The sequence below is a fragment of the Emergencia sp. genome, from assembly GCF_048465375.1.
Taxonomy (GTDB): domain Bacteria; phylum Bacillota; class Clostridia; order Peptostreptococcales; family Anaerovoracaceae; genus Senimuribacter.
In genome coordinates this window covers 68097-94474 of the sequence record NZ_DBFWLQ010000020.1, presented here as the reverse complement: position 1 = coordinate 94474, position 26378 = coordinate 68097, and the positions used below count along the sequence as shown (strand labels likewise).

The following is a 26378-nucleotide window of genomic DNA, read 5'->3' as shown; positions in this document are numbered from 1 at the left end:
CGGGAGGAAATCATGAGTGTATTGACAGTTGAGAAGGTGTCCCACGGTTTTGGCGGAAGACAAATACTGGAGGATGCCTCTTTTAGATTAAACAAAGGGGAACATGTCGGTCTTGTGGGCGCCAATGGCGAAGGAAAGACGACATTTTTAAATATTATTACAGGTAAGCTGATGCCGGATGCGGGGACAGTCAGCTGGTGCAATCATATCACAACAGGTTATTTAGATCAGCGCAGCAGTCTGACGCCTGGCAAGACCATCAGAGAGGTGCTGCAGGAGGCTTTCGGCCACTATTTTGATTTGGAAGCGGAAATGCTGGCCTGTTACGACAAGATGGGATCTGCCTCTGACGAGGAGATGGGCAAGCTGATGGAGGATGCAGCGGAGATTCAGGATATTCTGGAGCACAGCGGTTTCTACACCATCGATGCCCGTATTGAGGAATTTGCCAACGGCCTCGGTCTGGGTGATATCGGTTTAGACAAGGATGTCAGTGAACTCTCAGGCGGACAGCGATCAAAGGTCCTCTTGACCAAACTGCTCCTCGAGAACCCGATGATTTTGATTTTGGACGAGCCCACCAACTATCTGGATGAAAATCACATCGTCTGGCTGACTCGTTTTCTGCAGAATTACGAGAACGCCTTTATTCTGGTGTCCCATGACATTTCGTTCTTAAATGATGTGGTCAATGTGATTTACCATGTGGAGGAAGCGGTACTGACCAGGTACACGGGCAATTACGACGACTTCATGCATATGTATGATATCAAACGGGCGCAATTGGAGCAGGCCTACAAAAAGCAGCAGAAGGAAATCGCTGATCTGGAGGATTTTATCGCCAGAAACAAGGCGCGAATCGCCACGTCCAATATGGCGAAGTCCAGACAGAAAAAGCTGGACAAGATGGATAAAATTGAATTATCGAAGGAGAAGCCGAAGCCTGTGTTTCAGTTCGACTATTCCAGAGCGCCTGGCAAGTATGTCATCGAGGCGGAGAATCTGGTGCTGGGTTACGACGAGGCTTTGACAAATCCGCTGACCTTCCACGTGGAGAGGGGTAAGAAGATTGCAATCAAAGGAGTCAACGGCCTGGGAAAATCTACGTTGCTGAAGACCATGCTGGGTTTCATCCCGGCTTTTGACGGGGAAGTGAAGCTGGACTACTATGCGGAGCCGGCTTACTTTGAACAGGAGCATGATGGCAGCAGCAAAACGGCTCTGCAGGATTTTTGGGACGATTTTCCATCCTTGGATAACGGGGAAGCCCGCCGTGCGCTTGCCAAGTGCGGTCTGACCAACGAGCATATCGAGAGCCAGGTCAGGGTGCTCTCAGGCGGTGAAAATGCCAAGTTCAGGCTCTGCAAGCTGATGCAGAAACCCATGAACCTGCTGGTTCTGGACGAGCCTACCAATCACCTGGACCCTGTAGCTAAGGATGTGCTGAAAGAAGCTATTCGGGATTTCAAGGGTACAGTGATTCTGGTCAGCCATGAACCGGAATTCTATGAAGGTATAGTCACTGACGTTTGGAATATCGAGGATTGGACTAATAAGGTAGTATAAGGCGCTGCCGGCTCTTGTCAATGACATAGAGCTGGCAGCTTTTTTGTGCTAATTCGATGCGCTGCGCCTCCTCCTCCCCTTGATTTTTCCCATGTACCCTCGATTTTTGCCAAAATGACGTTTTTTTGTCGGATTGGAAAAAAGTTTTTGCGCAAGTGTTTGCAACGGTTTCAGAGATTTTTTTAAAAAAATTCTGCCGAAATCGAGTGATAAATGGCTGAATTTCAATGGTTACAGCAGTTTTTCCAAAACAGTCTTATTTCGTGATTTCAGCAAAAAACAGTGCAGCATGATGTAGATTTGGGGCGCACAGCAATTCTATATTGACTTTTTATGTAATTTTATGTAAAATAGTGGTAGAAACGGGAGGGGCTTTGATGAATTATAGAGACGCAACGGTGGCGCAGCTGGCGTATCTGCGCCACATAGTCAAAATTGAAAAACGAGAACTCAGAGCCATGCCATCCGGAAACCTGAAAAGAAAGAAGAGCCATGGCAGGACGCACTATTACCTTGAGAAAAAAGGAAATTTGATCAGTTTAAGAAAACAGCCAAAAGTAAAGGAAACTTATCTTCTGAAAGAACAGCTGACGCAGAGAATTCACAATGCAGAGATGGATATCCCCTTGTTGGAGAGGCTGCTCAAACGTTACCAGCCTGTTATCGAAACAGATGAATATTGGAACAAATTGCAGCCGGATAAAGACGAGTATAGAGAGAAGGAAAAGATCCATCGATTTAAAGGCATAAAGTATCGCTCCAAATCCGAGATCATCATCGCTGAGATTCTCCATTCTTATGGAATTGCGTATCAATATGAGATAAAAGTGAAAGTAAATGGAAGAAAGTATAGATCAGATTTTCGCATCAAAAGGCCCAAGGACAATAAAGAATTCATCTGGGAGCATTTTGGCCTGACAGACGATGAAAACTATTTGCAGAGAACTTACAGCAAGTTAGAAAATTATCACGATCAGGGGATTGATCTCTGGGACAACCTTTTGATCAGCTTTGATCAGGTGGATGGAGGCATCGATGTGGATGTAATAGATAAAATCGTAAGAGTCTTTCTGTTGTAGTAACGCAATAATCACCAAAAAAAGTGGTGTATTATAATAGAAGGGTTATTCATGCAGGGGAGGCGATGAAAGAATTGAGAAAGCATAGCAGAAGGAAGATAGGTATTTTGGGTTTGCTCCTTGTGACCATTGTGACGTTGTCTGGCTGCGCAAAAGAGGGGCTTGCAGATATCGACAACGGGGAACTTCGTTTTGAGGAGATTATGGCAATAAAGGTAAGCGCGATGTTGGCAGATGAAGAGGTTATCGGTCTTAACGACGAGGAGATCAAAGACTTTGTCAGTTTGGTGAACAGCTTTGATCTGAAAAGGGATGACGAGGCTCAATCTGATAAGTATGGCGCGCCTTTTGTCTTTACACTGGAGCAGTCTGATGGCGGCAAAACAAAGCTGCAATTCTTTGACAATATCCTGATGGTGAACAGCAAAGCGCGTTACAGAATCAGCGAGGGCGACGGCACCATGTTGATGGAGTATTGTGACCGCGTTTACCAGTACGAGCCAGAGCTGGTGAAGATCTGCAGACAGTATATCGAGGGGAAGAAGGAATTTTCTACGAAGGCCGGAAACATCGACTATTCTATCTACCGGATCGAAGAGATGACCTTCGATGATTACAAATCCGCAGCCTTTCAAACCGACGAGAAAGTCACAGAGAAAAATGTCGGCGATTATCGCATGGTAACTGTGGGTGATACCCAGCCGGACGAGATCGGCATGCACAACTATGCGGTGCTGCTGGTAGATACAAGGGATAAAGAGGTCAAAGGCTATGCGCCGACAAAATAAGAAAATAATTGCCAAAACGCGGACAGGTCTTGCACGGAAAACCTGTCTGCGTTTTTTAATTCTTAATAATTCTTAATTTTACCTAGGTTATATTGACTTTAAGAAAATAACAGAATAAACTGAAAATATAAAGAACTGGTTGAATTCCAAAGGAGGAGGGGATAGCACATGGATGAGAAGCTGTGAAGCGGCAGGAGATATTTCTTTTTCACTACCATAGCCGGATGCCTTTTGCTTGGGTACATACTGTTCCTCACTTTTCGTTTTGAAGATGCCATCCTTTATCTTGGCGAAAAACCGTATCAGTGGTCGGAAAATCCTTCCACCTGGTTCAATGACGAACTGAGCTGGTTTCGGATCGCCAGTGTAGCTGCTACGGGAGCAGGTCTAGGCAGGCTGATTAGTATGAGGAAAAGACCGTGGTCTCTGGTTGAAAGCAAACAAGCTGCCTGGATATTTTTCATCATGGGGGTGATTTTGCTGGCCAACGGGATTTACGAGCTGAATGTATACCATGGCAGGGAATTGTACACCTTTGACGGTTCCTACGTCAGCAGCGCGGGAGAGACCTACGTCTTCGATACCTTTATGTATCTGCCGATGGCTTTTGCCGCGGTTGAAACCGCAGGCGGCTTGTGGACGCTGTATAAGTTGTACTTGAAGAGGTCAGTGGAGAACTAGTGATAAAAGAAGAGGACGAGATAGGAGTGATGTCCAGATGAAGACCAAAAAAGTATTGATTGCATTACTGGCAGTCTTTGTCGTACTTTCCATAGCGATGTCTGTGATCTGTTTTAAGCAATATGACCAGCTGCAACGGCAGAAAATCTATTCCATTACGAATGCTTTTATGCTGATGCAAAAGGACCTCGACGTAGCGGCAGAGAACGATTACAAATCTTGGTATCCTTCGGGAACATTGGAGCTGCTGGACGGGCAGATTCCCGTTGAAGGCTATGATTCTATGGGGGATTACCAGAAGATTCACGATGTGATACACAAAGTCATACGGATGGATGGGCGCAATGCAGAGGAGATTGCCTATTTCGATCAGGTGCGACAAATGAGGATTTCTACCAGCACCGAGACTTGGAAATGGGCGGCCTATTTGAAGCAGGGTGACTGATACAAAGGGTGTGAAACAAATGAAAAAAGATGGAATAAAAAAGTGGCTGATGATCGGCGTGATCATAGAGGCTGTCGTCATATTAGCCCTTGTTGGACATACTTATCGCCTGAATCAGAATTTGTTAAACAGCAGACTGACGCTGTTAACTGCAGTATATCACGACCTGCAGTGCGATATCGCAAGGGCAGAGCAAAATGATTTTGCCAACTGGCCGAGTAATACTGATGCAACTGGCCGTATCTATATTAGTCCAGGCAGTTATGCTGACGAGGCAGACGATCAACAGTTGATTGAGTCGATTATTAATTATGCGTATTCTTCTGGCAGATTGAAAAAAGAGGAACGTCGTTTTCTCAGCGAACTGAAGGATATGGAGGCCGCAATGCAAAACGATGGCAAGCGCTTTTCAAAGAGCAGGGTTATATTTTTCGAAGATGAGGACAGAGAAAAGGTAAAAGTGTTTCTGGAGAAAAAGGGGCGTTTTTGAAGGCGAGCGGATTGGGTCGATGATTGGGAAAGGATAAGTGCTGATGAATGAGGAATTACAGAGCAGATGTAAAAAATATTATGGTTTCTGTTTGATTATCGGAGCGATGATGATGTGCTATTACTTATTTCTTTTCTTTCATTTTATTGATGGCAGAATCTATTTTGGCGAAAAACCTTATATGTTTGGCGTGAATTCTTCCGTTTTGTTTGTTGATATCATCAACTGGATTGGAATTGCAAGCGGAGGGATGATGGGAATCGGAGGTTGCTCACTGCTTTTAAGCAGTAAAAGGCCATGGTGTCTTTCAGAGGAGAGAAAGATTGGGTGGATCTGTATGATCGGTGGGATGATTTGCTGCATATATGGCGGCTATCAGTTTTTCAAGTATCAAGGAAGAGAACTTTACTGCGATACCTATCCCATTCCAGACAGCGCTGGGAAACCCTATGTCATTGACGTTTTCCTATATGTGCCGTTGGCTGTCGTAACCGTGGCAACCCTGTGGAGCAGTTGGCGACTCTATCACTTGCATCGCAAAAAGTGGAAAGGGGAAAGCCATGAAACTCAATAAGAAAATCGTTACGGGAGTTTTGATATCTGTCGTGGTAATGGCGGGGTTGTAACGCTGCATTATACCATTGAACGCAGACTGATCGGAAAAGATGTGGTCAAATTAAGTCTGCCGTCTGATGCTGCATCGGATGCGAAGGATTTTGACGGGGAGGAGTTCGAAATACTGTCCGATGGCGAGCTGCGGGCTGCGAAAAAGTATGCGGCTATAGACAAAGATGAGGTTTTCGAGTTAAAGGAGCCTATTTTGTGAAGGAGGTGCTGTTATGAGAAAAGACGGTAAAATAGGACTGAGTCGAAGGACTTGGATTATCATACTCATCATAGTATGTGCAGCGGGATTTTTGATCTACTCGACGATACTCTTGCTACTGAACCGCTTTATGCATCCAGCAGATTTAGCCGGAATGCCAAATTATATGGAATTAATTGATCAACGCTTGGAAATTCGCATATTTGCAGAAAAGGTACACGGGTTTTGCGCATCGATAGCCTTATTGGGCGGCTGCATGGTGATTTATGATTTTATCAAAGTCGGTTCGGCAGTGCCGTTTCAAAAACTGTTCGCTTTGTTTGGTGGAATCGCGGCTGGATTGTTAGCTTGTGCCGGCATTTTCTCGTTGCTGGATCAAAGTGCCTATGGGGACTACCTTTTTCAAATATACGAGACCGGTATTTATCTGATCATCGCATTTGTAGTAGTAATGATTTTTAACTTTGGTAAACAATGGCGGTTAAGACAGAAATAAAGGGAGTCATCTGGGATATAGGGGGGATAAATGATATGAATGGAACTCGCAAAAGAGTATTACTGGTAGCTGTGGGGGTCGCCGCCGTGGTGATTATATTAGTTGTTATCTATCACGTATCGCAAAGAGAAACCTACTTGTCGAACGACCCGCTATTCGGCTCTTTTACGATCGGCAATAGGGAACTAGTAGACAATATCTATCCAGCTGACTTTTTGCTCTCTATTGATGTTGCGGAAGATAATGAAACGCTGGTCGAATGCGCGGAAAAAAGCAATGTCGATATCTCAAAAGGCTGCTGGGTCTATAGCTTTGGTGAGAACAAAGTTTTCAGGGCAGAGAAAGAGGGGAACAAGCTGAATGCCTATGAGAATGGCAAGGTAATCGGCGTGTTTACGCACACTTCTGACAAAATTTTGTGGATCGACTATAACGAGAAATACGCAGTAAATTGGAGAGGACGGAATTTTGATCTGACAAAGATTTTGCAGGGCTTTATTTATCCTTAAAAATGTTCATGCGATTCGTTCTATAGGGGAGGATGATTGTTATGAAAGAGAATTTCATCTTTAGGCTGCGACAGGAAAAGGGATGGACGCAAAGTGAACTGGCCAGGATTTTGTCCGTCTCAGAAAAAACGCTGGCAAAATGGGAGGATGGCATTGGATTTCCGAATATAAAGACTTTTGAGCTTTTGATTCGCGTATCTGGCAAAACCGTGATGGAATTATTGGGACAGGAAGGGCAGGATGATGCGCTTTTAGAGGCAATTGCAATATATAAAGGCGAAATCAAAACGAAAGATCGCATAATAGTCATTCTTTTGGGGACGTTGATCTTTACCATGGTTTTTCTGTTGGACGCAATGGACTTGACCGGATTCGTTTTTCTATGCCTGCCAGTTCTCATCTCTCTCATAGGAATCATGCTCCTTTTCATTGGGCAGCAGCAGAAACGAAAGAGAAACAAATCGCTTTGGCTCTTCATCCTGGGCGGCTGCTTTTTAGCATCTCCTCTTGTATTTTATGTGTTTCTTCTTATCATCGTACCATTTGCTTATGGCGGACCGGTTCCAACGTAAGAAATTTATTGTTAATAGGTGGACCTTCGAGGAAATATGATACAGTAAGGAAATCATGATGAAAAAAATCATATTGGTCATCGGAACTGGCGTAATTCTTCTTTGGACATACTTAAGAATTCCGATTTCGTTTGGTGAATTGAATGGTGATCGACTTGAAAGCAGGGACTTGAAGCAGCATGAAAAAATAACTGCTGCTTTGCCGGAAAACACGCGAGAGTATTTTGATAAGCTGATTTGGGACCAGTATCAGTGTTTCTTTATCTGGCTTCAATTTGAGGACGATTATTACGGATTGGTCAATGACATGTCTGACAATAAGGGGATACTGTTAAAACTAGATTTGAAAAACGGTAAAGAAAAGGAGTTGCTTTCCGTTGGAGGTTTTGCCTGTGGAGTGAAAATGATGGATGACCATAAACTGGTGTTTGCTTCCAGAAATGTTGATTATTGCCTGGCAAGAGGACTGCTGATGTTTATAGATACTCCACCAAGTGTTAAAGTCCTGGTAGATCCTATGTATTGGGAATATGATGTTGAAAAAGAGAGGCTAAAAGAAATAAATGCGTGGGATTACTGGTTTGGGTGAGCAGGGAATTCTTACAAGCCTAAAACATCTGTTGAATGTTTGAGAATGAAACAAAGGGACTCATGAGCAGCTATATCAGCGCGCTGTGAGTCCCTTTAATAATATCACACAGGAAATACCATCCCCCTAAAGCGGTATTTCCTTATGTAACGAAGAAATGATGGAAGCTTGTTTATACTGCGGTAACCGTGCCGCTTGGTGAACACTTCAGCCCAAGCTCGACATTTTTGGTCATTGTCAGATACTTGAATGTGCCTGTACCTTTTGCTGTAGCCCCAGTCGTCCAACTGTCTCTTGATGTGCACTTCCAACCATCCACATAAATCTTATAGCTGGTTGAAGCGGCGGTCGCTTTAGCTGTTTTCTGGTCGTAGCTAAAGGTGCCTTTCAGAATGAAGTCCCATGCGTGTTTCCCCTGGACATTGTAGTATTCATAAGTGGTCTGTACGGTCTTTGATTTAGCCGTTGCAAAAGGTGTGATATTAGGTTCCTCTTCAATGGTAATGATTGCGTAAGAGCCATCAGGGAAATGTTCGACTCTTGTCTCCATGCTGGATGAACCTGTCGCAAATGATGGGACGGCGCTTACAATAAGCAGGGTGATGACTGTAAGTAGTACGATTAATTTTGATCTCATTTTAGAACCTCCTGTTCGTTTTACCGTTTACTCTTCTATTACTTCAATAGTCTGTACTGCTTTTGCCTGTGTTTGGCTATGTATCACATATAGATAACCTAGGGATACGACTAATACAACAATCAGCGCACCAATGATGATATTTCGTTTTCTTTTTGACTTGGCTATCTTTTTTGGATGCAGCTCTTCTGTATCTTCCAAGAACTCTTGTGCGATGGTTCCGGGATCGCCAAATTGTGAAATCAATTCCTCTAACGTACAACTTTCGGAAGTGCTCAATGCCTCTTGGAGTTCCTGCCTTAGGCCTTCGAGAAAAGTCTCGCATGGTACAAGGTTATGAATCGCTTTGCGGATATCTAGTAAGTATTGTTCGATTATTTCATCAGTCTTGTTCATCATTACCTCCATCAAATAGCGCTGTCCCCAATGGTGTGTGTAGTTCTTTCCCATATACGACAGACCAGATTACCTGGTCAAGTTCAGCATACAGCTGTTTTAGATTTTCTAAATGAGCAAGTCCGTCATCGGTGATTTTGTAATAGATTCTTACACGGTTATCCTCAGAGATGACCTTATTGCTTTCTGTAACGAATCCCTGCTCCTGCAGTTTATTTATTGTGGTGTAGAGCAGGGGCATCTTATACCTGCCATCGCTTCGCTGCAAAGAAACCTGTCCGATCTCGTAAGCGTACATCTCCCGTTCTGACAGTATCTTTAGCACCATCAGTGTCAGAGTGGCTTTCTTAAACTGTGCTTCGAAGTTTTCGGAAATATCTCGTTTTTGACTGTTCTTAGTGTCCTCTTTTTTCATCGCATTCTCGCTTTCCCCTTCTAATAAGGATTATATCAGAAAAATCGTAAAAATCAATACAATATGCAAAAAAGAAAAATACAAATACAAAAAATAGATATATATTATTGACGTATATAAATGTATGTGGTATCATTAAGAAAAGTTAAAGAAAATTCTGAAATCAGCCCTGTGCTATAAAAGGAATGCAGGATTATATGCAGGAGAGGAGAGATTCTGATGTGGAAATTATCATGAAAAAGAGATTTGTTTGAAAAATTAAGAAAGTATATAAGGAGGTAAAACAAATGAAGATGAGATGTATGCGACTATTGTCACTTATAATGCTAGTATCACTTTTGGCGACATGTTTCTCATATGCAGCAACAAAGGAAACTAGTTCAGTTTCACAAGAAATGAAGGGCTTTTCATACAACATTTCTGGTGAGCACTTAGACAAAGTTCTCAGATACTCTATAGCAACAACCTTTGAAGAAAGGATTGACTATGCATTGCTGAGTATAAATGACATATCAGAGAACTTAATTAATCAGGATGTAACCCGACTAAGTAAAAATGAAAGGACAATGCTTAATCATCCTTTAGAAGTTAAGCTGAAAAAGGTCTATGAAAATGTTTATACTGCAGAACTTTCAAATAATGTAAGTATAAATCTCACTGTAGAAGAGGGTAAGATTAAATTACTTGATTTCATTGTTGGCGAAATGGTATATGCTTTTGGCAGCAATAGGTTGCAGGCAGTAGAAAATGAGTGCCGAAAAATCAAAAATGAAATGTTGTCAGAAGAAAACGAGAATACGATTACGGATAATAAGCAGTTAAACGCAACAGGCAAAAACACTTTGATAAACTCGAAGACATCGGAGTATATTTATATGGCAGCATCTTGGAATCCTGAAAATGGTAATAATCGGATAGGTATTCGCATTCAGACAAGAAAAAATCAGGCGGTTACATTTTTGAGCAAGGTGCAGTTAACAGGTCGAGTTTATCATATTATAAATGCAGATACTGTAAATCGAAGGATTATATCTGTAAATCCAACAATACCTAATCCAAAGCCTGATTGGATAAAAATTATTGAATGGTTAACATCAATAAACCCAATTGGTATATCCGTACCATCTTTTCCGAGCAATAATTCATATGGGGGCTATAATGAGAATACCTTCACATTTAATTTTGCTGGAATGAATGCTCAATGGAACTCAATGCAGAGCACAGCGAACGTTAATGGTACTAAAGGGTTAGCATTTCACGTATATGTGGAAAATAAGAATACCTTGTCGTTGCCTAAACTAAATGGAACAGTAAAGCTATATCAGTTTGTGTCTACTGTTGGATCATTTACAAGGAGCATGAACTATTCTTTCTAAAAGGATGTGATTGAAAGTTGAAAAAGAATAAGGCTGAAAAAATACTCATAGCTTTTTTGTCCATAGCAACAGTTGCTATATTGATACTTTCAATTAGTATCTATCGCTCAAATTTGAATTTGACGGCTAGCAGGTTAATATTATTATCTGCAACCTATCATGACTTACAATGCGATATTGCACGGGCAGAGCAAAATGATTTTAGAAACTGGTCCGAAGATACAGATGCTACAGGACGTATATATCTGGATACTAGTTGCTATTCGAGCAAGGAAGATGATCAACTGTTGATTGCTTTGGCCATTGATTATGCTTATTCTGCTAGTAAATTGAATCAAGACAAAAAAATTTTCCTTAGTAAACTACAGAAGGCGGATGTAGCCGTACAATGGGAAAACAAATGGTATGGTAATATAAGCAGAATTGTCTTTTTTAATGAATCGGATAGAAGGATGGTAGAACAATTTCTTACTAAACAAAATTTATTGAAGTATTAAATTCATAAGTTTGTTGTAAGGTAAGTTAAAGTTAATCTCCATGTAGAGAAGCTAATTTATATGTAATGTCATATTTTAAATCCTCTCACTCCAAAATCACTATTTTGAAGTGAGAGGATTTTTGTTACTGTGTATTTTGTTCCAAGTTCACAAAAAAGAACAATAAATTTTGTGAAAAACCCTTGATTCTCACAAAAGGATGTGTTAAAGTAGTAACATCAAATCCAAGAAGGAAATCCACAGTCATGAGAAACTTATATTTCGCAGCAGAATATTACTTTTATTACTTTTTCTTTAGCGCAAGGGAAAAGTCGGTTTTGCTGCACAAAAAAGTTTTGAGTGATTGTCTATAATTAAAATCCTAAAATAATGACAAATTACTAGAAAAACTCCTGTAGCTTACCGGCCACAGGAGTTTTTTCATTTTTCCCCGAAGAAAATGGCGACAGCCATGACATTTTGCCAAAGAGCCAGCGGCAATCTGTCCGGAGTAAAATTTTGAAGGCAAGAGAAAGAGAGAGGTAAAGACATGATCACTACATTAAAACCAGAAACAACAGAGGAACAGAGAAACCAACTGATTCAGTGGTTCGAGGCCCAGGGGGTACAGGTACACGAGTTCATCGGCGCATACCAGACAGTCCTGGGGCTCATCGGAGATACCAGCGGCATCGACGTAGAGATGCTGGAACTTTTAGACATCGTAGAGAAGGTAACACTGATTTCCGATCCGTTCAAGAGCGCCAATAGGAAGTTCCATCCAGAAGATTCCGTTATCGACGTGCTGGGCGCAAAATGCGGCGGCGGACATTTCGCAGTTATCGCAGGACCGTGTTCCGTGGAGACACCGGAGCAGATCAGAGAAGTGGCAGAAGGCGTCAAGGCTGCCGGAGCCACCATGCTCAGAGGCGGCGCTTTCAAGCCTAGAACTTCCCCATACGACTTCCAGGGCATGAAGGCAGAGGGCATCGAGCTGCTGCTGGAGGCAAAAAAAGCCACCGGCCTTCCCATCGTCACAGAGATCATGAACGCCAACCACCTTCCGCTTTTTGAAGACGTAGATGTGATCCAGGTCGGCGCGAGAAACATGCAGAACTTCGAAATGCTCAAAGAACTGGGCAGAACCAAGAAGACCATCCTCCTCAAGAGGGGTCTGGCCAACACCCTCAAGGAGCTTTTGATGAGTGCCGAATACATCATGGCAGGGGGCAACGAGAACATCATCCTCTGCGAGAGAGGCATCAGAACCTTTGAGACGTATACCAGAAACACTTTGGACCTTTCGGCAGTACCGGTGCTGCACAACCTGACCCATCTGCCGGTGGTCATCGACCCGAGCCATGCGACGGGTCATGCAAACCTTGTAAAACCAATGGCCCTGGCGGCAACCGCATGCGGCGCAGACGGCCTGATGATAGAAGTCCATAACAACCCGGCAAAGGCGCTCTGCGACGGACCGCAGTCGCTGACTCCGGCACAGTTCAAAGACGTTATGGACCAGGTAAGAAAGATAAGAGAGGTGATCTAAATGAATATCGGAATTGTAGGACTAGGGCTGATCGGAGGATCTCTGGCAAAAGCCTATAAAAAAGCCGGTGCTACAGTTCTGGGGAGCGATCAAAACAATCTGACTACTGAATTTGCCAAGATGGCGGAGGCCATCGACGGAGAACTGGACGAAGCACACTTTAGCAAGTGCGACGTCATCTTTATCGCAATCACTCCGGTGGAAGCAATCAAGTGGATGGAACAGAATGCACCCAGACTGTCAAAAGAAACAATCATCATCGACTGCTGCGGAACAAAACGCAACGTATGTAAAGCCGGTTATGAACTGGCAAGGCAATACGGAATCACTTATCTGGGCGGGCATCCCATGGCCGGAAAAGAAAAGGGCGGATTCAAGCACAGCAGCGCGGACCTCTTTGACGACGCGCCTTTCATCCTGGTGCCGGACGATCACAATGATCTCAATCTGATGTGCAAAGTGAAGAAAATCCTGCAGATGGCAGGATTTGGAAGAATTTCCTTCTCCACTGCGGAGGAACATGACAAAGTCATCGCCTTCACATCTCAGATGCCCCACATTGTTTCCAACGGATTTATCAAAAGCAAAACAGCGATTTTGCACAACAAGAATATGGTCTCAGCCGGAAGCTACAAAGACTTTACCAGAGTAGCTTACCTGGACGAGAAAATGTGGACGGAACTATTCATCGAGAACAGAGATAATCTGGGGGCGGAGCTGGCAGGACTGATTGCAGAACTGCAGAAATACCAGCAGGCGCTGGCAGACAACGATCCGCAGGAACTGATCCGTCTGCTGAAAGAAGGAAAGGAATGTAAGAGCGAGGTAGAAAAATTATGCGACTTGAACAGCTTGGAAGCGAAGCAAGAAAAATTATCAAAGGCGACAGCCTCGTCGTAGTAACAGACAAAAACGTAGAAAAACTATATCTGGACAGATGCGTGGAAAGCCTCAGAAGCGCAGGCTTCGATGTCAAAAGCTATGTGGTTCCGCCAGGAGAAGACTCCAAAAGCGGTCAGACTTATCTGGAACTTTTGAACTTCCTGGCGGAAATTCCCCTGACCCGCGCAGACGCTCTGGTCGCCCTGGGCGGCGGCGTCGTAGGAGATTTGACCGGCTTTGCTGCGGCCACATACCTCAGAGGTATCAAAGTGATTCAGGTGCCGACCACATTGCTGGCGGCGGTGGATTCTTCTATAGGCGGGAAGACGGCGATTAATCTGCCGGCGGGGAAAAACCTGGCCGGGGCCTTTCACCAGCCCGCCCTGGTGTGCCAGGACGCGCAGCTCCTTGACAGTCTGCCAGATAATGTCTGGCAGGACGGCATGGCAGAAGTGATCAAATACGGCTGCATTGCCGATGGAGCCCTCTTCGAACTGCTGCAGGATAGAGCGGCAGCCGAAAATCGCATGGAGGGCATCATCCAGCGCTGTGTGGCAATCAAGAAAAAGTTTGTTGAGGAAGATGAGCTGGACACCGGCGTCAGACAGCTGCTCAACTTCGGACACACCATCGGCCACGCCATCGAAAAGGCGACAGATTTTGCGGTCAGTCACGGCAGAGCAGTGGCCAAGGGCATGGCGATGATGTCCGAGATTTCAGAAAGACAGGGATGGTGCAGCCGGGAAACGAAGGAGCAGATTACCAGCCTGCTTCGTGTGTACGAGTTCGATTTGACAGTTGCACAATCGGGAAAAGTGCTATATGATATCTGTATGGCTGACAAAAAGAGAAAAGGAAACTTCATCGACATTGTGGTGCCTGAAGGAATTGGAAAATGCAGGCTTCAGCGTCTGACGACAGAAGAACTGGGAGAGCTGTTATGCGAAAGATAAACATCATACCGTCAAAATCGGACGCCCACAGAGCGCTGATCTGCGCAGCTCTTTCGGCAAAACCCTGCCAGGTGGTCTGCCAGGCAGAATCCAAGGACATCAAGGCGACCAGAGCGTGTCTGGAGGCGGTAAAGGAAGGCAGGGAAGAGATGTACTGCGGTGAAAGCGGCTCTACTCTGCGGTTTCTCCTGCCCGTCATGGGAGCGCTGGGATATAAAGCGTCTTTTTATCCGGAAGGAAGACTGCCGGAGCGTCCCCTCAGCCCTCTTTACGAGGAACTGATCGCTCACGGCTGCAAGCTGAGTCCTCAGGGCAGCATACCTTTTACCATAGAAGGACAGCTGGCCAGCGGAACTTATCACATCCCGGGGGATGTGTCCAGTCAGTACATCAGTGGTCTGCTCTTCGCACTGCCCATTCTGAAAGGCGATAGCCGGATCGTCGTCAAAGGGGTTCTGCAGTCAAAGTCTTACGTGGATATGACGGTGAAGGCTCTGGCGGATTTCGGCATAGAAATCGTAGAGACGGCGGAAGGTTATCTGATTCCAGGCGGGCAGGCCTATCAAGGACCAGAAAACTACCAGGTGGAGGGCGACTGGTCCAACGGCTGTTTCTGGCTGGCGGCAGGCGCTTTGCTTCCTGAGGGTGTATGCGTCAAAGGTCTCAATCCGCACTCCTTACAGGGGGATAAACAGATTTTGGAAATTCTTGCGCAGTTTGGCGCAGTTGTAAATATAGAAGAAGAGGGAATCACCGTCAAAAGAGGAGTGCTGAGAGGCATCCGCATCGATGTGAGGCAGATTCCCGACATGGTGCCGGCTTTGGCAGTGGTCGCAGCGGCAGCCACGGGCACGACGGAAATCGTCAATGCCGAGAGACTGAGAATCAAAGAGAGCGACCGGCTGCAGACAGTGGCAGAAAATCTGAAGAACCTGGGCGCTGACATCGAGGAACTGCCTGCCGGATTGATCATCCGGGGAAGCGGCGATTTGTCAGGCGGCCGTGCAGATTCTTACAACGATCACCGCATCGCAATGATGGCGGGAATCGCATCCATCCTCTGCACAGAGACAGTCACCCTGAAAGGGGCAGATGCGGTAAACAAATCCTATCCCGGCTTCTGGGCTGATTTAGAAGCACTGGAGCTGGCAGACAAGATAGAAAGGGTATAAACGCATGTCTTCAACTTATGGAACAAAGGTGAAAATTTCGATATTCGGCCAATCTCATTCTGAGGCCATCGGCGTGACTGTAGACGGCCTGCCGGCAGGTTTCAGAATCGATATGGAAGCGCTGCAGGCATTTATGGATAGGCGGGCACCGGGAAAGAGCAAATATTCCACACCGCGGAAAGAGGCGGATCGTCCGGAATTCCTCAGCGGCTTGGCAGGCGGTGTGACCTGCGGGGCGCCGCTGACGGCGATCATCCGCAACACCAACACCCGCAGCGGCGACTATGACAATATCCGTGATATTCCAAGGCCGGGACATGCGGACTATACAGCTCACGTCAAGTACGGCGGCCACGAGGATGTCAGCGGCGGCGGACATTTTTCCGGCAGGCTGACAGCGCCTCTCTGCATCGCAGGGGGCATCTGCAAACAGATTTTGGAGGCAGAGGGAATCACTGTCCAGGCAGCCATCAAAGAAATCGGCGGAAACAGTGAGGATCCTTACAGCGCCATCGACCAGGCGAGAGCTGTGGGAGATTCTGTAGGCGGGATCATCGAATGCACCGTCACCGGCATGCCGCCGGGAGTGGGCGAGCCCATGTTCGACGGACTTGAGAACAAAGTGGCCCAGGCAGTCTTTAGCATCCCTGCCGTCAAAGGAATCGAGTTCGGCAGGGGTTTTGATGCAGGCCGCATTCGCGGCAGCGAAAATAACGATGAATTTTATTTTGATGGAGATACGGTAAAGACCCGTACTAACAATCACGGCGGCATTTTGGGCGGCATCAGCTCTGGCATGCCGGTAGTGTTCCGCGTGGCAGTCAAACCGACGCCCTCCATCTCTATAGAGCAAAACAGCATCAGCTACGCCAAAGGAGAAGATGCGAAGCTGGCTGTTCGGGGCCGGCACGACCCCTGTATCGTGCCGCGAGCGGTACCCTGCGTAGAAGCGGCCGCCGCCATTGCAATTTATGATTTAATCAGGTAAATAAGAGAGGTAAAGAAAAATGAGCAACATAGAAGACTATAGAAAGAACATCGACAATATTGACAAAGAAATCGTAGAAAAACTGGAAGAGAGAATGAGAGTGGCAGAAAACATCGCTAAATACAAACAAGATAACAACCTGCCAGTCGTAGATATCATCAGAGAACGAGAAAAACTTGAGGAAATTACAGAAATGGCCTCAGATGATATGGCATCTTACGCCAGAATATTATATAATACTATTATGGAGATGAGCAAAGACCATCAGAGGAAGATCACCGATCAGGATACGCCTTTGGTGAAATCTATCAAAACTGCTCTAGAAGAAACACCGAAGATATTCCCGGCCAAGGCAACCGTTGCCTGCCAGGGAGTGGAAGGCGCTTATTCACAGCAGGCTTGTGACAGATTGTTCAAAATGCCAAAGATCATGTATATGAAGAACTTTAACGGCGTCTTTGCCGCCATCGACCAGGGGCTTTGTCAGTACGGAATTCTGCCAGTCGAAAACAGTACGGCCGGTTCTGTCAACCAGATCTACGATTTGATGATGAAGTATAATTTCTATGTTGTAAAAAGCGTCAAGCTGAAGATTGACCACAGCCTTCTGGCAAAGAAGGAAACCAAGAGAGAGGATATCAGAGAAATTTTCTCCCACGAGCAGGCCATCATGCAGTGCGACGAATACCTCAAGGCTTTCCCAAATGCCAAGATTACCATCTGCGAGAATACAGCAGAGGCCGCCAAGATGGTTGCCGAATCTGAGAGAAATGATATCGCGGCATTGGCTTCTTATTCTTGTGGCAAGCTTTACGGTCTGACCTGCCTGCAGGAGGCTGTACAGGACAACGGAAACAATTATACCAGATTCATCTGTATCAGCAAAAAGCTGGAAATCTATCCTGGCGCTGACAAGACAAGTTTAATGTTAATCGTATCCCATACACCGGGATCGCTTTATAACGTATTGGCCAGATTCAACGCGCTGGGCATCAATATCTTCAAACTGGAGAGCCGTCCGCTTCCACAGAGAGACTTCGACTACATGTTCTATTTCGACATCGACTCAGAAGTACACTCAGAGGAATTCGTAAGGCTGATTAACCAGCTGGAAGAACTGAGCCATGAGTTCAAGTATTTAGGAAGTTATATGGAGATTTAAGATGAAAAAATTTGGATTAATTGGTGAGAAACTGCCACACAGTTATTCACCACTAATTCATAGCAAATTTGGCGACTATGAATATGAACTATGTGAGGTGCAGGAAGAAGAGCTGGAGGCTTTGCTGGGGTCAGAGGAGTACGGCGGCTTCAATGTGACGATTCCCTACAAGAAAAAAGTCAAGAAATACTGCGATGAGATTTCTGACACGGCTAGGCGGATCGGCAGCATCAATACCATCGTTCGCGGTTCGGATGGAAAGCTTACAGGCTACAATACAGATTACGACGGCTTTATCTACCTCTTGAAAGCGGCCGGCATCGAAGTCAGGAACATGAAATGCATCGTCCTCGGCAGCGGTGGTGCATCGCTGACAGTCCAGACGGTCCTTGCGGATATGGGAGCGGCGGAGATTGTAGTCATTTCTCGCAGCGGCGAGAACAACTACGAAAACATTCATCGCCATTTTGACAGTGAGATTATTGTGAATACCACTCCGGTGGGCATGTATCCGGGTAACGGCAGGACACCTGTCAATCTGGACGATTTCAAAAACTGCCGGGGTGTGGTGGATCTGATCTACAATCCAAATAAAACAAAACTTGTTCTGGACGCCATGGCCAAGTCCATACCTGCCACGGGAGGACTGGAGATGCTGGTTGCTCAGGCAAAGGAATCCAGCGAATTCTTTCAGAACAAGAAGATAGAAGACGAAGAAATCGAAAACGCCATCGACGAAATCAGAAGTGAAACCCTCAATGCCATTCTGATCGGCATGCCCGGCGCAGGCAAGACCCTGCTGGGAAATGAAATCGCCGCCAGGATGCACCGGAAATTCGTCGATATCGACGACATGATTGAAGAGCACGAAGGAATGTCTATTCCAGAAATTTTCGAGAAGAAGGGTGAGTCCTATTTCCGCAAGGTCGAAACGGAGATGTTAGAAAAGGCCTGCGTGCAGACCGGCCTTGTCATCGCTACCGGCGGTGGTATTGTCAAAAAGAAGATAAACTATAATATCATCAAGCAAAACGGCGTTGTCATTTGGATCAAGAGAGACCTTGACAAGCTGGAGACAGACGGCAGACCGCTGTCCCAGACGATGCCTCTCGATCAGATGTATGAGGAACGGAAAGACGCTTACTCCTATTGGAGTGATTTCTTTATCAATAACAACGAGGAGAGAGAATGATGAAAATTCTGGTAATCAACGGACCCAACATCAACATGCTGGGTATCAGGGAGCCGGAAATATACGGAAAAGGTACATATCGTGATTTGATCAGCGTTGTAGAAAGCGCGGCGGCCCGTCTCGGCGTGACCGCCGCTTTTTTTCAATCCAACCACGAAGGCGCTATCGTAGACGCCATCCAGGAGGCTTACGGAAATTATGACGGCATCGTCATCAATCCGGCAGCTTATACCCACACCAGCGTGGCAATTCTGGACGCCCTCAAATCAGTGGGAATTCCCACTGTAGAAGTGCATATTTCCGATGTTTCTGAGCGAGAAGATTTTAGGCAGGTTTCTTATGTGAGAGCCGCCTGCATCAAAACCATCATGGGCGAAGGCTTTGCTGGTTATATCCACGCTATGGAGGTGCTCTGTGAAGAAAGAAAAAAAGAAGAAGACTAGCATTCCCTGGCTGCAGCTGCTGGCGGGAGCGCTGCTGGGCGTGTTCTTTGCAGAAATCATATTTACTACTACGCGAAGCCTGGAATGGTTTATCGTTGGGTTTGCCTCTTTCATCATATCCTTTTACCTGCATATGATTCTCCACGAAGGAGGTCATTTGCTGGCAGGGCTTTCCAGCGGCTATAAATTCGTCTCCTTCCGCATCGGCAGCGTCATGTGGATCAAAATTCAGGGTAAGATCTGCAGGAAAAAACTCAGCATTCCCGGTACTGGTGGACAGTGTCTGCTGGATCCGCCGGAACCGACAGGCGGACAATATCCGGCCGTATTTTATAACTTAGGCGGCGGATTAGCCAACTTGCTTCTCGCCGCCATTGCCAGTGTCTCTGCTTTTGCCATGGGCACCGTGGCATCCAAGGTGATTTTGCTGCCCTTTGCCCTTATTGGCATCTATCTGGCTTTGATGAACCTGCTGCCTCTGAAAATAGGGGGCATCGCCAACGATGGCTACAATATCAAAACCTTTCGCAAAGATGCAGACAGCGCCAGAGCTTTTTGGATTCAGATGAAGATCAACAAGCAGCAGAGTGATGGCGGCAGGCTGCGGGATGTGCCGGAGGAATACTTTGATCTGGCAGATTCCGAAGAGAAAGGAAATCCTCTGATAGACGCGATCAAAGTCTTCCGCTTCCAGAGACAGATTGATGAAAAGGATTTTGCCGGAGCGCGCGAGTCTGGTGAAAAGCTTTTAGCCGAAAAAGACTTGCTCAGTGTCTATCGGAATCTGATCAAAAGTGACTTGTTATATCTGGAACTGATCGGCCCTTGCAGGACGGAAGTGGTGGAAAGGCTTTATACGCCGGAGTTTGAAAAATACCTCAAGCTGGTCAAAAGTTATCCCAGCGCTCAAAGGCTGCACTATGCCTATGCAGTGCGCTATGCCCATGATGAAGCCGCGGCGGCATCTGCCAGGGAGAAATTTGAAAAGGTGCTGAAAGATTATCCGATGCTGGGGGAAATTCAGCTGGAGAGAGAATTGATGGAGGAAATATGAGAGTTTACTGTTATTCTAAGTGTTCAACTTGCAAGAAAGCCCTTGCCTGGCTGGACGACAATGCTGTAAGTTATGAACTTATTGATATCAAAGAGGACAACCCGGGGATTGACGAACTGAAGGCGGCTTACGAGAAGAGCGGGCTGCCTCTGAAACGGTTCTTCAACACTAGCGGAAATCTTTACAAAGAAATGTCACTGAAGGACAGGCTGCCGCAGATGAGTGAGGAAGAGCAGCTAGCCCTCCTTGCCACAGACGGCATGCTGGTAAAGAGGCCGCTGGTCATCGGGGAAGATTTTGTTTTAACAGGCTTCAAAGAAGCGGAATGGAAGGAAAAGGTGTTATAAATGGACAGGGGACAGGAACTGAGAGAAATCAGGGAAGCGATTGACGCGGGAAATCTGACACTGCAGTATCTGAACCGGGCGAGGGAAGAATTGAACGCTGCTTCTAACTTCGGCATCGCCGATATGTTGGGTTTTGATTTTATCGGCGGGATCGGTAAACATATGAAGCTCAGTAACGCGCAGAAAGAGATGGAAGCGGCAAAGAGACAGGTCATGTGCTTCCAGAAGGAGCTGAGAGATGTAAGCACCATCTTGAATTTTCAGGTGGACATCGGCGGCTTTCTGACCTTTGCTGACTTTTTCTTTGACGGCATTCTGGCAGACGTCTTTGTCCAGTCTAAGATCAATGACGCGAAAAAACAGGTGGACAATGCCGTCTATCACATTCATCAGATTATGACGGATTTATACAGAATGGAAGCCAATGCGAGGTAGAGATGGTGTATTTGGAAGAATTTGAGCTGCCTGACATAGTGAGTGAAGAATGCTTTCTTGGCGGCATCATGATGACCTGCTTTGAAAATTTCTATCCTTTCGGGATTTTCCCGCCAAAGGAGCTGGGAACTCTATCTTTTGAACCGATTACGATTCTCTACGGCAGCAATGGCTCTGGCAAGACCACCTTGATCAACGTCATGGCAGAGCGATTGAATGCCTTGCGGGGTGCGCCCTATAACAAGAGCAGCTTCTTTGACGATTATGTAAAGATGTGTGACCTCCGGTGGAAGACGGCCTATCACGACAGCACAGTGATTACCAGTGACGATGTCTTCGACTTTATCTTTGACGTGCGCAGACTCAACGAAGGAGTGGATGATAAGCGGGACGAACTGATGGAAGAGTATCTGGAACTGAAGACGAAGCCTTTTCAGATGCGTTCTTTAGATGACTATGAACACCTGAAAAGGGTGAATCAGGCCCGTAAAGGTTCCAAATCAGAATTCATCCGAAAAAGCCTGGTGAAAAATGTACCTGAGCGATCCAACGGGGAAAGTGCGCTGATGTATTTTACAAACAAAATCCAGGAGAATCAGATTTATCTATTGGACGAGCCAGAAAACAGCCTGTCGGCAGAATATCAGCAGGAACTTCTGCAGTTTATCGAGGATTCCGCCCGTTTTTTTAACTGTCAGTTCATCATCGCAACCCATTCACCGTTTCTTCTGGCGGCAAAGCATGCAAAGATTTATGATCTGGACGCCAAGCCTGTGGCCGTGAAAAAGTGGACGGAACTGGAAAACGTGCGCAGGTATTTTGACTTCTTTATGGCTCACGTAGAGGAGTTCTGCAAGTAGCGGGTGGAAATCCCAGAGGACATGGCACAGAAGACTGGATTTGAGTGCTATGATTCTGTCAGACCGCCATGTTGGGTACCACATTCTAAAGTGACTTGCGCGATAAGCTGATTTTGATGGCTTTTCCGCCATGTTCTGGCGGAATCAGCAAAGTGACTTGCGCAACCCCCTTTGCAAAAAGAGCAAAACCTCGGTGGTTTTACAATAACTTCTAAATAAGGCGCAAGTAGATTTTTGAAAACCAAAGAAACATGGCGATTTTACACCCGGATTTGACGATTTGCGCAAGTAGAGAGTGGGAATTTGGGAGAACATGGCGCAGAGAACTTTTGCAGGCGAAAGTCCTCTGCGCCATGTTTTTCGTCTTTTTTCGTCTATACCGGCAGCCCCTTTTCTATGTTCGGCGGTGTCTTTTGACCAAACCGATAGCGAAGAGCAGGGCTGCCGTAAGAGAGGAGAAGAAGGTCAGATAAAAGCCGCAGTGGGCTGTGCTGAAGCTGACGGAAAGGTCGATTTTGCCTGTGATTGTCATGACGTGCCAGGTTAGAAACTGGAAAATGCAGGAGGATGGAATGAGCAGCAGGGCGACCAGGTTGACGATATTGACCATTTGAGAGCGCTCCCGGAGCAGGCTGAGGACGATGGAGCCGACCAGACCGGAGAAGAACAGCGGCGCAACAAGAAAGTCCAGACCTGTGGTGTAATCTACGCTCCGATCAAAATACAGCCACGGCAGGAAAAGACCGGCGACGCTGAAAAACAGCAGCACCAGGATTAATTTATTAAACGGATAGTTTGATTTCTTAACGCTCATCGTAAGACCCCTCCAACTTTGTCGAATTCTCAAAATCAAATTCTTATGACATCAAGACATGCGCATATAAAGGCATCAGAGTCATAATCAGACCGAATACAGCAATGATCAGCGGTATATAGTAATGTTCATTGCCGTTGACTTTTCTTGCGATGCCTGATGCTAAACCGAATACAAACATTCAGGGCCAGAGAATGATACCATAAAGGGAAATCACCAGGAGTAATTGGGGCATTGGCATGATTGTTCCTTTTCTTTGCTTTGTTTAAAAACAGTATAGCATGATATGTATTAGGTGTCAGTAGCAGATGGAAAAATTAAGAATTATTAAGAATTTGACGCTGGATAGCCGTTGTCGAATCCTGCGGTTATCGCCGAATGTACAGGCCTTTCAGAGCAAGAAATCGAAACCCTATAATATAGAATGTAAAGTAAAGCTGCCCCGCAGGCCATCGCTGCTGAAAAGGCAGTTTTTTCTAAAAAGAAACGTAGATTTAGTCATATCTTGTCGTTTTATACGAATTATGATATAATTTGTATAAAATAATTATAAAATATTTAAGGAAATTGGAGATTAACAATGAAAATTAAACCGTCCAGTTATATCAGAAATGATTATGCAGATTTATCTTCTTACTGCAGGGAAACTGGAGAACCAGTCTATTTAACCAAGAATGGAGAGGGAGATATTGTGGCGTTGAGTGTAGATGCTTATGAGCAGCTGCAGAACAGGATCAAGAATTTGGAAGCTAAGTTATTTTTGATGAGAGAATTTAAAAATGCAGAGGAGTATAACCACCTTCATCAGAGAACTTACACGCAGCAAGAAGCAGAGGAATTACTGGAGGTTTATTTAAGTGAGAAAGAAGCGAGAGAATAGAATCGTCTTTGATGAAAGCTTCATCAAAGACATGAGGGAATTGTTGGATTACATATCTGAACGCAGTCTCTCGTCTGCCAGACAAATAAAAAGCCGTATTTTTAAGGGGGTTTCTTTCCTCACGGAATTCCCTCAACTTGGTAAAAGTGCGGATGAGGTTCTGATGCCAGGGCGAAGATACCTGATTATTGAGGAATACATCTTTTTGTATGTGATTTCTGAAAAAGAAATCCACATACAGAGGCTGATCAGTGAGAAGCAAGACTATTTTAGATATCTTTAATTGCCCAACGTCCTTTTCCGCTCCAGTAACCAGGTCATCAACAGTGCAGACACGGGTACCACCAGGCAGCAGCCGATGCCGCTGATGGAGATGGAGATGAATTCCTGGCAAAAAGATTTGCTGTTGATCAGTTTGACGAAAGAGTATTCACCTGCGTACTGAATCATTAAAGTCATGTACTCCGCAATATAGATGTAGAAGATCGTATGAATTGATGTGCTGAGCACTGCTTTGCCGACGGAGAAGGCAGAGGTCAGAAGCTGCGCTTTGGAGATATTCTCGTTTGACTGTTGTATTTCGTAAATAGACGATGTGATTGCAACTGCAATGTCCGTGACTGCTCCAATCAAAGCGATGATCATGACAGAAATTTGCAGAGAGAGCATGTCGATACCGATATTTCTAGTATAGCCGTTGGAATCGGTAATTTCATATTGTTCGCTGGTAAAGCCCTGAATAGAGGCGCGTCCAGCGATATAGTAGACAAAAGGCACTACGACAAGAATGACAAGGACCACAGAGAGAAGAGCGGTCTTTGATTTGATGTCGGCCTCTTCTGGAACAAAGAGAGTGATACAGGCGATGAGGATGCAGACAGCAATGGTAACGAAAATCGGATTCAGTCCTCGATAAATCAAAAAAATCGCAAAGAGCAAAAGACCTGCGTTAATTGCGGTGGAAAGGATGGACTTAGACCCTTTGTCGCCGCATATCAGTAGGATTAATACAATTAAAATAGCGGTCAATATGATTAACATGTTTTTGCCTTTCTTCGAAGTTTATAATAATAGGCAGTCAGAAATCCAGAAATCGGAATGGACAGCACGACGCCGATGCTTCCGACCAGGAATCTGGCGAGCTCAAAGAATACGTGATATTTCAATATCGTCAGCACTGCGATACCGTTGCGCATGGACAAGATGAAAAAAGGCAGGCTTGCTGCGATATTGGTGAAAAACATGATGTTGATCATAGTTCCAACCACGTCATCCCCCACATTGCGACAGGACTTTATCAAGATTTTGCTGTTCAAGTCCGGCGTATGGGTTACCATTTGGTTGATTGTCATGACGACTGTTACGACCACGTCCATGATTGCGCCAAGACAGCCGATGAGCAGTTCTGACAAAAAGATGTAACCGGCATCTACAGGATCAAAAGGCTGCTGCAGATAATCCATAAATGTGTAGTCTATCTCACTGAACTTCATGACAACGGCTGCGATTGCTGTTGTCACCGCCACAGTAATGATTGTCGCAGCAAAAGAGAGCAATGTTTTCTCGCTGACGCCGTGCATGAAGAACAGCAGCATAGCAGTAAAGAAAATGACCATTGGAATGGACAGTGCGAGGATATTGACCCCGTGATTATACAGGACCAGCATGTAGTAAAATACAATCATATTCAGCACCAGGCTGAATATGGTCAACATGCCTTTCTTTCCGTCAATGAGAAGGAAAAGCCCGAAAAGAAGGGTCAGCACTAAAACCACATAATGGTCTCTTTTGATACCGGCAGCTTTTCCAACCAGCGTATCTTCTCCGTCCGTACTTTCTAACGATTCGACAAAGACATCGTGCCCCACTTGATACTTGGTATCATAAACGGTGGATTCGGCATAGGTATTGGCCAATTGAACGCTCTTTCCCTTGTGGCTTCCGTTCATCAGCTTGGCCGTAATTTTCTGATCGTAATATTTCTCTTCATATTCATGAGTTCCGTCAAAGCCTGTCTTCGTCTTGACAAGGGTATCTTCTACCGCAGTGACTTTTCCGATGGTCGTCTGATAGAGACCGTAGTCGTTCTTGACCAAAAAAAATATGACAGCTGTAATCACGATGAACAGCAGCAGGCTTCTGAGCCATTTTTTCTTTTTTTCATCTATATTCAAGAGACACCTCCATAAAAATCCAAAAACAATCATACCACGAAACTGTGAAGATATGATAAAATTTTGCATTTTTCTCCAAAGTAAAGGAGAGGCATTGAGACGACGTTTCTGTCGTACAAGCCTCTCCTTTTA

Annotated in this window: 34 protein-coding genes; 28 read left to right on the top strand and 6 right to left on the bottom strand. The window is 45.3% G+C overall.

Features of this window, described 5'->3' with window-relative positions:
• Positions 1–12 precede the first annotated feature (12 nt).
• The 12 genes from ACMQ5W_RS13385 to ACMQ5W_RS13330 all read left to right on the top strand — a co-directional run bounded on the left by ACMQ5W_RS13385 (position 13) and on the right by ACMQ5W_RS13330 (position 8041).
• Positions 13–1566: an ABC-F family ATP-binding cassette domain-containing protein gene (locus ACMQ5W_RS13385; protein ID WP_419025602.1), complete on the top strand. Its 1554-nt coding sequence runs from the start codon at positions 13–15 to the stop codon at positions 1564–1566.
• Between the two features lie 377 nt (positions 1567–1943).
• The gene (locus ACMQ5W_RS13380; protein WP_419025601.1) at positions 1944–2645 is read left to right on the top strand and encodes a hypothetical protein; all 702 of its coding nucleotides are present in this window, start codon (positions 1944–1946) and stop codon (positions 2643–2645) included.
• Positions 2646–2710: 65 nt separating this feature from the next.
• Positions 2711–3433, top strand: coding sequence for a hypothetical protein (locus ACMQ5W_RS13375; RefSeq protein ID WP_419025600.1), 723 nt, complete (start codon positions 2711–2713; stop codon positions 3431–3433).
• A 231-nt stretch (positions 3434–3664) separates the two neighbouring features.
• The gene (locus ACMQ5W_RS13370) at positions 3665–4114 is read left to right on the top strand and encodes a hypothetical protein (protein ID WP_419025599.1); all 450 of its coding nucleotides are present in this window, start codon (positions 3665–3667) and stop codon (positions 4112–4114) included.
• Between the two features lie 37 nt (positions 4115–4151).
• Entirely contained in the window at positions 4152–4559 is a 408-nt protein-coding gene (locus ACMQ5W_RS13365) for a hypothetical protein (RefSeq protein WP_419025598.1), read from the top strand.
• A gap of 19 nt (positions 4560–4578) precedes the next feature.
• The gene (locus ACMQ5W_RS13360; RefSeq protein WP_419025597.1) at positions 4579–5049 is read left to right on the top strand and encodes a hypothetical protein; all 471 of its coding nucleotides are present in this window, start codon (positions 4579–4581) and stop codon (positions 5047–5049) included.
• Positions 5050–5092: 43 nt separating this feature from the next.
• The gene (locus ACMQ5W_RS13355; protein WP_419025596.1) at positions 5093–5623 is read left to right on the top strand and encodes a hypothetical protein; all 531 of its coding nucleotides are present in this window, start codon (positions 5093–5095) and stop codon (positions 5621–5623) included.
• A gap of 93 nt (positions 5624–5716) precedes the next feature.
• On the top strand, positions 5717–5875 hold the full coding sequence (locus ACMQ5W_RS13350; RefSeq protein ID WP_419025595.1) for a hypothetical protein: 159 nt from the start codon (positions 5717–5719) through the stop codon (positions 5873–5875).
• 13 nt (positions 5876–5888) lie between these two features.
• Positions 5889–6371, top strand: coding sequence for a hypothetical protein (locus ACMQ5W_RS13345; RefSeq protein WP_419025594.1), 483 nt, complete (start codon positions 5889–5891; stop codon positions 6369–6371).
• A gap of 35 nt (positions 6372–6406) precedes the next feature.
• Positions 6407–6880, top strand: a complete 474-nt coding sequence (locus tag ACMQ5W_RS13340) for a hypothetical protein (RefSeq protein ID WP_419025593.1) — start codon at positions 6407–6409, stop codon at positions 6878–6880.
• Positions 6881–6921: 41 nt separating this feature from the next.
• Entirely contained in the window at positions 6922–7452 is a 531-nt protein-coding gene (locus ACMQ5W_RS13335; RefSeq protein WP_419025592.1) for a helix-turn-helix transcriptional regulator, read from the top strand.
• 55 nt (positions 7453–7507) lie between these two features.
• Entirely contained in the window at positions 7508–8041 is a 534-nt protein-coding gene (locus ACMQ5W_RS13330; protein ID WP_419025591.1) for a hypothetical protein, read from the top strand.
• A gap of 172 nt (positions 8042–8213) precedes the next feature.
• Here the strand turns inward: ACMQ5W_RS13330 and ACMQ5W_RS13325 are convergent, their stop codons facing one another.
• The 3 genes from ACMQ5W_RS13325 to ACMQ5W_RS13315 are packed head-to-tail and all read right to left on the bottom strand — an operon-like array spanning position 8214 to position 9489.
• Positions 8214–8678, bottom strand: a complete 465-nt coding sequence (locus ACMQ5W_RS13325) for a hypothetical protein (protein ID WP_148492471.1) — start codon at positions 8676–8678, stop codon at positions 8214–8216.
• Positions 8679–8705: 27 nt separating this feature from the next.
• Positions 8706–9074: a hypothetical protein gene (locus ACMQ5W_RS13320; protein ID WP_419025590.1), complete on the bottom strand. Its 369-nt coding sequence runs from the start codon at positions 9072–9074 to the stop codon at positions 8706–8708.
• Positions 9061–9489: a PadR family transcriptional regulator gene (locus ACMQ5W_RS13315; protein WP_419025589.1), complete on the bottom strand. Its 429-nt coding sequence runs from the start codon at positions 9487–9489 to the stop codon at positions 9061–9063. The genes ACMQ5W_RS13320 and ACMQ5W_RS13315 overlap by 14 nt, the downstream gene beginning before the upstream one ends.
• 287 nt (positions 9490–9776) lie before the next feature.
• On the opposite strand from ACMQ5W_RS13315, the gene ACMQ5W_RS13310 reads away from it, so the two are divergent.
• The 14 genes from ACMQ5W_RS13310 (at position 9777) to ACMQ5W_RS13245 (ending at position 22378) form a co-directional block, all read left to right on the top strand.
• Positions 9777–10865: a hypothetical protein gene (locus ACMQ5W_RS13310; RefSeq protein ID WP_419025588.1), complete on the top strand. Its 1089-nt coding sequence runs from the start codon at positions 9777–9779 to the stop codon at positions 10863–10865.
• Positions 10866–10882: 17 nt separating this feature from the next.
• A complete protein-coding gene (locus ACMQ5W_RS13305; protein ID WP_419025587.1) occupies positions 10883–11362 on the top strand; it encodes a hypothetical protein in 480 nt (159 codons plus the stop codon).
• Positions 11363–11891: 529 nt separating this feature from the next.
• A complete protein-coding gene (gene aroF / locus ACMQ5W_RS13300) occupies positions 11892–12890 on the top strand; it encodes a 3-deoxy-7-phosphoheptulonate synthase (RefSeq protein WP_419025586.1) in 999 nt (332 codons plus the stop codon).
• Positions 12891–13790 (top strand): prephenate dehydrogenase, encoded by a 900-nt coding sequence (locus tag ACMQ5W_RS13295; RefSeq protein WP_419025585.1) that lies wholly within the window; start codon positions 12891–12893, stop codon positions 13788–13790.
• Positions 13727–14725 carry a 3-dehydroquinate synthase gene (gene aroB, locus ACMQ5W_RS13290; protein ID WP_419025584.1) on the top strand — a complete coding sequence of 333 codons (999 nt, stop codon included), beginning with the start codon at positions 13727–13729 and terminating at the stop codon, positions 14723–14725. The genes ACMQ5W_RS13295 and aroB overlap by 64 nt, the downstream gene beginning before the upstream one ends.
• Entirely contained in the window at positions 14713–15897 is a 1185-nt protein-coding gene (aroA, locus tag ACMQ5W_RS13285) for a 3-phosphoshikimate 1-carboxyvinyltransferase (protein ID WP_419025583.1), read from the top strand. The genes aroB and aroA overlap by 13 nt, the downstream gene beginning before the upstream one ends.
• Positions 15898–15901: 4 nt before the next feature.
• On the top strand, positions 15902–16885 hold the full coding sequence (locus tag ACMQ5W_RS13280; protein ID WP_419025582.1) for a chorismate synthase: 984 nt from the start codon (positions 15902–15904) through the stop codon (positions 16883–16885).
• A 19-nt stretch (positions 16886–16904) separates the two neighbouring features.
• Entirely contained in the window at positions 16905–18047 is a 1143-nt protein-coding gene (gene pheA, locus ACMQ5W_RS13275; RefSeq protein WP_419025581.1) for a prephenate dehydratase, read from the top strand.
• A gap of 1 nt (position 18048) precedes the next feature.
• The gene (locus ACMQ5W_RS13270) at positions 18049–19239 is read left to right on the top strand and encodes a shikimate kinase (protein ID WP_419025580.1); all 1191 of its coding nucleotides are present in this window, start codon (positions 18049–18051) and stop codon (positions 19237–19239) included.
• Positions 19236–19682, top strand: coding sequence for a type II 3-dehydroquinate dehydratase (aroQ, locus tag ACMQ5W_RS13265; protein ID WP_419025579.1), 447 nt, complete (start codon positions 19236–19238; stop codon positions 19680–19682). The genes ACMQ5W_RS13270 and aroQ overlap by 4 nt, the downstream gene beginning before the upstream one ends.
• Complete coding sequence (locus ACMQ5W_RS13260) at positions 19654–20736, top strand: hypothetical protein (RefSeq protein WP_419025578.1); 1083 nt, start codon at positions 19654–19656, stop codon at positions 20734–20736. The genes aroQ and ACMQ5W_RS13260 overlap by 29 nt, the downstream gene beginning before the upstream one ends.
• On the top strand, positions 20733–21083 hold the full coding sequence (locus tag ACMQ5W_RS13255) for an arsenate reductase family protein (protein WP_148492484.1): 351 nt from the start codon (positions 20733–20735) through the stop codon (positions 21081–21083). The genes ACMQ5W_RS13260 and ACMQ5W_RS13255 overlap by 4 nt, the downstream gene beginning before the upstream one ends.
• Entirely contained in the window at positions 21084–21518 is a 435-nt protein-coding gene (locus ACMQ5W_RS13250; protein ID WP_148492485.1) for a hypothetical protein, read from the top strand.
• A 2-nt stretch (positions 21519–21520) separates the two neighbouring features.
• Positions 21521–22378: an AAA family ATPase gene (locus tag ACMQ5W_RS13245; protein WP_419025577.1), complete on the top strand. Its 858-nt coding sequence runs from the start codon at positions 21521–21523 to the stop codon at positions 22376–22378.
• 394 nt (positions 22379–22772) lie between these two features.
• Here the strand turns inward: ACMQ5W_RS13245 and ACMQ5W_RS13240 are convergent, their stop codons facing one another.
• Positions 22773–23192 carry a hypothetical protein gene (locus ACMQ5W_RS13240; RefSeq protein ID WP_419025576.1) on the bottom strand — a complete coding sequence of 140 codons (420 nt, stop codon included), beginning with the start codon at positions 23190–23192 and terminating at the stop codon, positions 22773–22775.
• Positions 23193–23772: 580 nt separating this feature from the next.
• Between ACMQ5W_RS13240 and ACMQ5W_RS13235 the strand changes: the two genes are divergently transcribed.
• Together ACMQ5W_RS13235 and ACMQ5W_RS13230 are read left to right on the top strand one after the other, a co-directional pair.
• Positions 23773–24072, top strand: coding sequence for a type II toxin-antitoxin system Phd/YefM family antitoxin (locus tag ACMQ5W_RS13235; protein ID WP_419025575.1), 300 nt, complete (start codon positions 23773–23775; stop codon positions 24070–24072).
• Positions 24050–24355, top strand: a complete 306-nt coding sequence (locus tag ACMQ5W_RS13230; protein ID WP_419025574.1) for a type II toxin-antitoxin system RelE/ParE family toxin — start codon at positions 24050–24052, stop codon at positions 24353–24355. Before ACMQ5W_RS13235 ends, ACMQ5W_RS13230 begins: the two co-directional genes overlap by 23 nt.
• Here the strand turns inward: ACMQ5W_RS13230 and ACMQ5W_RS13225 are convergent.
• Both ACMQ5W_RS13225 and ACMQ5W_RS13220 read right to left on the bottom strand, forming a co-directional pair.
• Positions 24352–25113, bottom strand: a complete 762-nt coding sequence (locus tag ACMQ5W_RS13225; protein WP_419025573.1) for a YibE/F family protein — start codon at positions 25111–25113, stop codon at positions 24352–24354. The two genes, ACMQ5W_RS13230 and ACMQ5W_RS13225, sit on opposite strands and share 4 nt — an antisense overlap.
• Positions 25107–26246 carry a YibE/F family protein gene (locus tag ACMQ5W_RS13220; protein WP_419025572.1) on the bottom strand — a complete coding sequence of 380 codons (1140 nt, stop codon included), beginning with the start codon at positions 26244–26246 and terminating at the stop codon, positions 25107–25109. The genes ACMQ5W_RS13225 and ACMQ5W_RS13220 overlap by 7 nt, the downstream gene beginning before the upstream one ends.
• Positions 26247–26378 lie beyond the last annotated feature (132 nt).

What these genes read in the sequence shown, in the direction of transcription:
- ACMQ5W_RS13385 (WP_419025602.1), top strand. Translation starts at nt 13, where the DNA reads ATGAGTGTATTGACAGTTGAGAAGGTGTCCCACGGTTTTGGCGGAAGA.
- ACMQ5W_RS13380 (WP_419025601.1), top strand. Translation starts at nt 1,944, where the DNA reads ATGAATTATAGAGACGCAACGGTGGCGCAGCTGGCGTATCTGCGCCAC.
- ACMQ5W_RS13375 (WP_419025600.1), top strand. Translation starts at nt 2,711, where the DNA reads ATGAAAGAATTGAGAAAGCATAGCAGAAGGAAGATAGGTATTTTGGGT.
- ACMQ5W_RS13365 (WP_419025598.1), top strand. Translation starts at nt 4,152, where the DNA reads ATGAAGACCAAAAAAGTATTGATTGCATTACTGGCAGTCTTTGTCGTA.
- ACMQ5W_RS13360 (WP_419025597.1), top strand. Translation starts at nt 4,579, where the DNA reads ATGAAAAAAGATGGAATAAAAAAGTGGCTGATGATCGGCGTGATCATA.
- ACMQ5W_RS13355 (WP_419025596.1), top strand. Translation starts at nt 5,093, where the DNA reads ATGAATGAGGAATTACAGAGCAGATGTAAAAAATATTATGGTTTCTGT.
- ACMQ5W_RS13345 (WP_419025594.1), top strand. Translation starts at nt 5,889, where the DNA reads ATGAGAAAAGACGGTAAAATAGGACTGAGTCGAAGGACTTGGATTATC.
- ACMQ5W_RS13340 (WP_419025593.1), top strand. Translation starts at nt 6,407, where the DNA reads ATGAATGGAACTCGCAAAAGAGTATTACTGGTAGCTGTGGGGGTCGCC.
- ACMQ5W_RS13335 (WP_419025592.1), top strand. Translation starts at nt 6,922, where the DNA reads ATGAAAGAGAATTTCATCTTTAGGCTGCGACAGGAAAAGGGATGGACG.
- ACMQ5W_RS13330 (WP_419025591.1), top strand. Translation starts at nt 7,508, where the DNA reads ATGATGAAAAAAATCATATTGGTCATCGGAACTGGCGTAATTCTTCTT.
- ACMQ5W_RS13325 (WP_148492471.1), bottom strand. Translation starts at nt 8,678, where the DNA reads ATGAGATCAAAATTAATCGTACTACTTACAGTCATCACCCTGCTTATT.
- ACMQ5W_RS13320 (WP_419025590.1), bottom strand. Translation starts at nt 9,074, where the DNA reads ATGAACAAGACTGATGAAATAATCGAACAATACTTACTAGATATCCGC.
- ACMQ5W_RS13315 (WP_419025589.1), bottom strand. Translation starts at nt 9,489, where the DNA reads ATGAAAAAAGAGGACACTAAGAACAGTCAAAAACGAGATATTTCCGAA.
- ACMQ5W_RS13310 (WP_419025588.1), top strand. Translation starts at nt 9,777, where the DNA reads ATGAAGATGAGATGTATGCGACTATTGTCACTTATAATGCTAGTATCA.
- aroF (WP_419025586.1), top strand. Translation starts at nt 11,892, where the DNA reads ATGATCACTACATTAAAACCAGAAACAACAGAGGAACAGAGAAACCAA.
- ACMQ5W_RS13295 (WP_419025585.1), top strand. Translation starts at nt 12,891, where the DNA reads ATGAATATCGGAATTGTAGGACTAGGGCTGATCGGAGGATCTCTGGCA.
- aroB (WP_419025584.1), top strand. Translation starts at nt 13,727, where the DNA reads ATGCGACTTGAACAGCTTGGAAGCGAAGCAAGAAAAATTATCAAAGGC.
- aroA (WP_419025583.1), top strand. Translation starts at nt 14,713, where the DNA reads ATGCGAAAGATAAACATCATACCGTCAAAATCGGACGCCCACAGAGCG.
- ACMQ5W_RS13280 (WP_419025582.1), top strand. Translation starts at nt 15,902, where the DNA reads ATGTCTTCAACTTATGGAACAAAGGTGAAAATTTCGATATTCGGCCAA.
- pheA (WP_419025581.1), top strand. Translation starts at nt 16,905, where the DNA reads ATGAGCAACATAGAAGACTATAGAAAGAACATCGACAATATTGACAAA.
- ACMQ5W_RS13270 (WP_419025580.1), top strand. Translation starts at nt 18,049, where the DNA reads ATGAAAAAATTTGGATTAATTGGTGAGAAACTGCCACACAGTTATTCA.
- aroQ (WP_419025579.1), top strand. Translation starts at nt 19,236, where the DNA reads ATGATGAAAATTCTGGTAATCAACGGACCCAACATCAACATGCTGGGT.
- ACMQ5W_RS13255 (WP_148492484.1), top strand. Translation starts at nt 20,733, where the DNA reads ATGAGAGTTTACTGTTATTCTAAGTGTTCAACTTGCAAGAAAGCCCTT.
- ACMQ5W_RS13250 (WP_148492485.1), top strand. Translation starts at nt 21,084, where the DNA reads ATGGACAGGGGACAGGAACTGAGAGAAATCAGGGAAGCGATTGACGCG.
- ACMQ5W_RS13245 (WP_419025577.1), top strand. Translation starts at nt 21,521, where the DNA reads ATGGTGTATTTGGAAGAATTTGAGCTGCCTGACATAGTGAGTGAAGAA.
- ACMQ5W_RS13240 (WP_419025576.1), bottom strand. Translation starts at nt 23,192, where the DNA reads ATGAGCGTTAAGAAATCAAACTATCCGTTTAATAAATTAATCCTGGTG.
- ACMQ5W_RS13235 (WP_419025575.1), top strand. Translation starts at nt 23,773, where the DNA reads ATGAAAATTAAACCGTCCAGTTATATCAGAAATGATTATGCAGATTTA.
- ACMQ5W_RS13225 (WP_419025573.1), bottom strand. Translation starts at nt 25,113, where the DNA reads ATGTTAATCATATTGACCGCTATTTTAATTGTATTAATCCTACTGATA.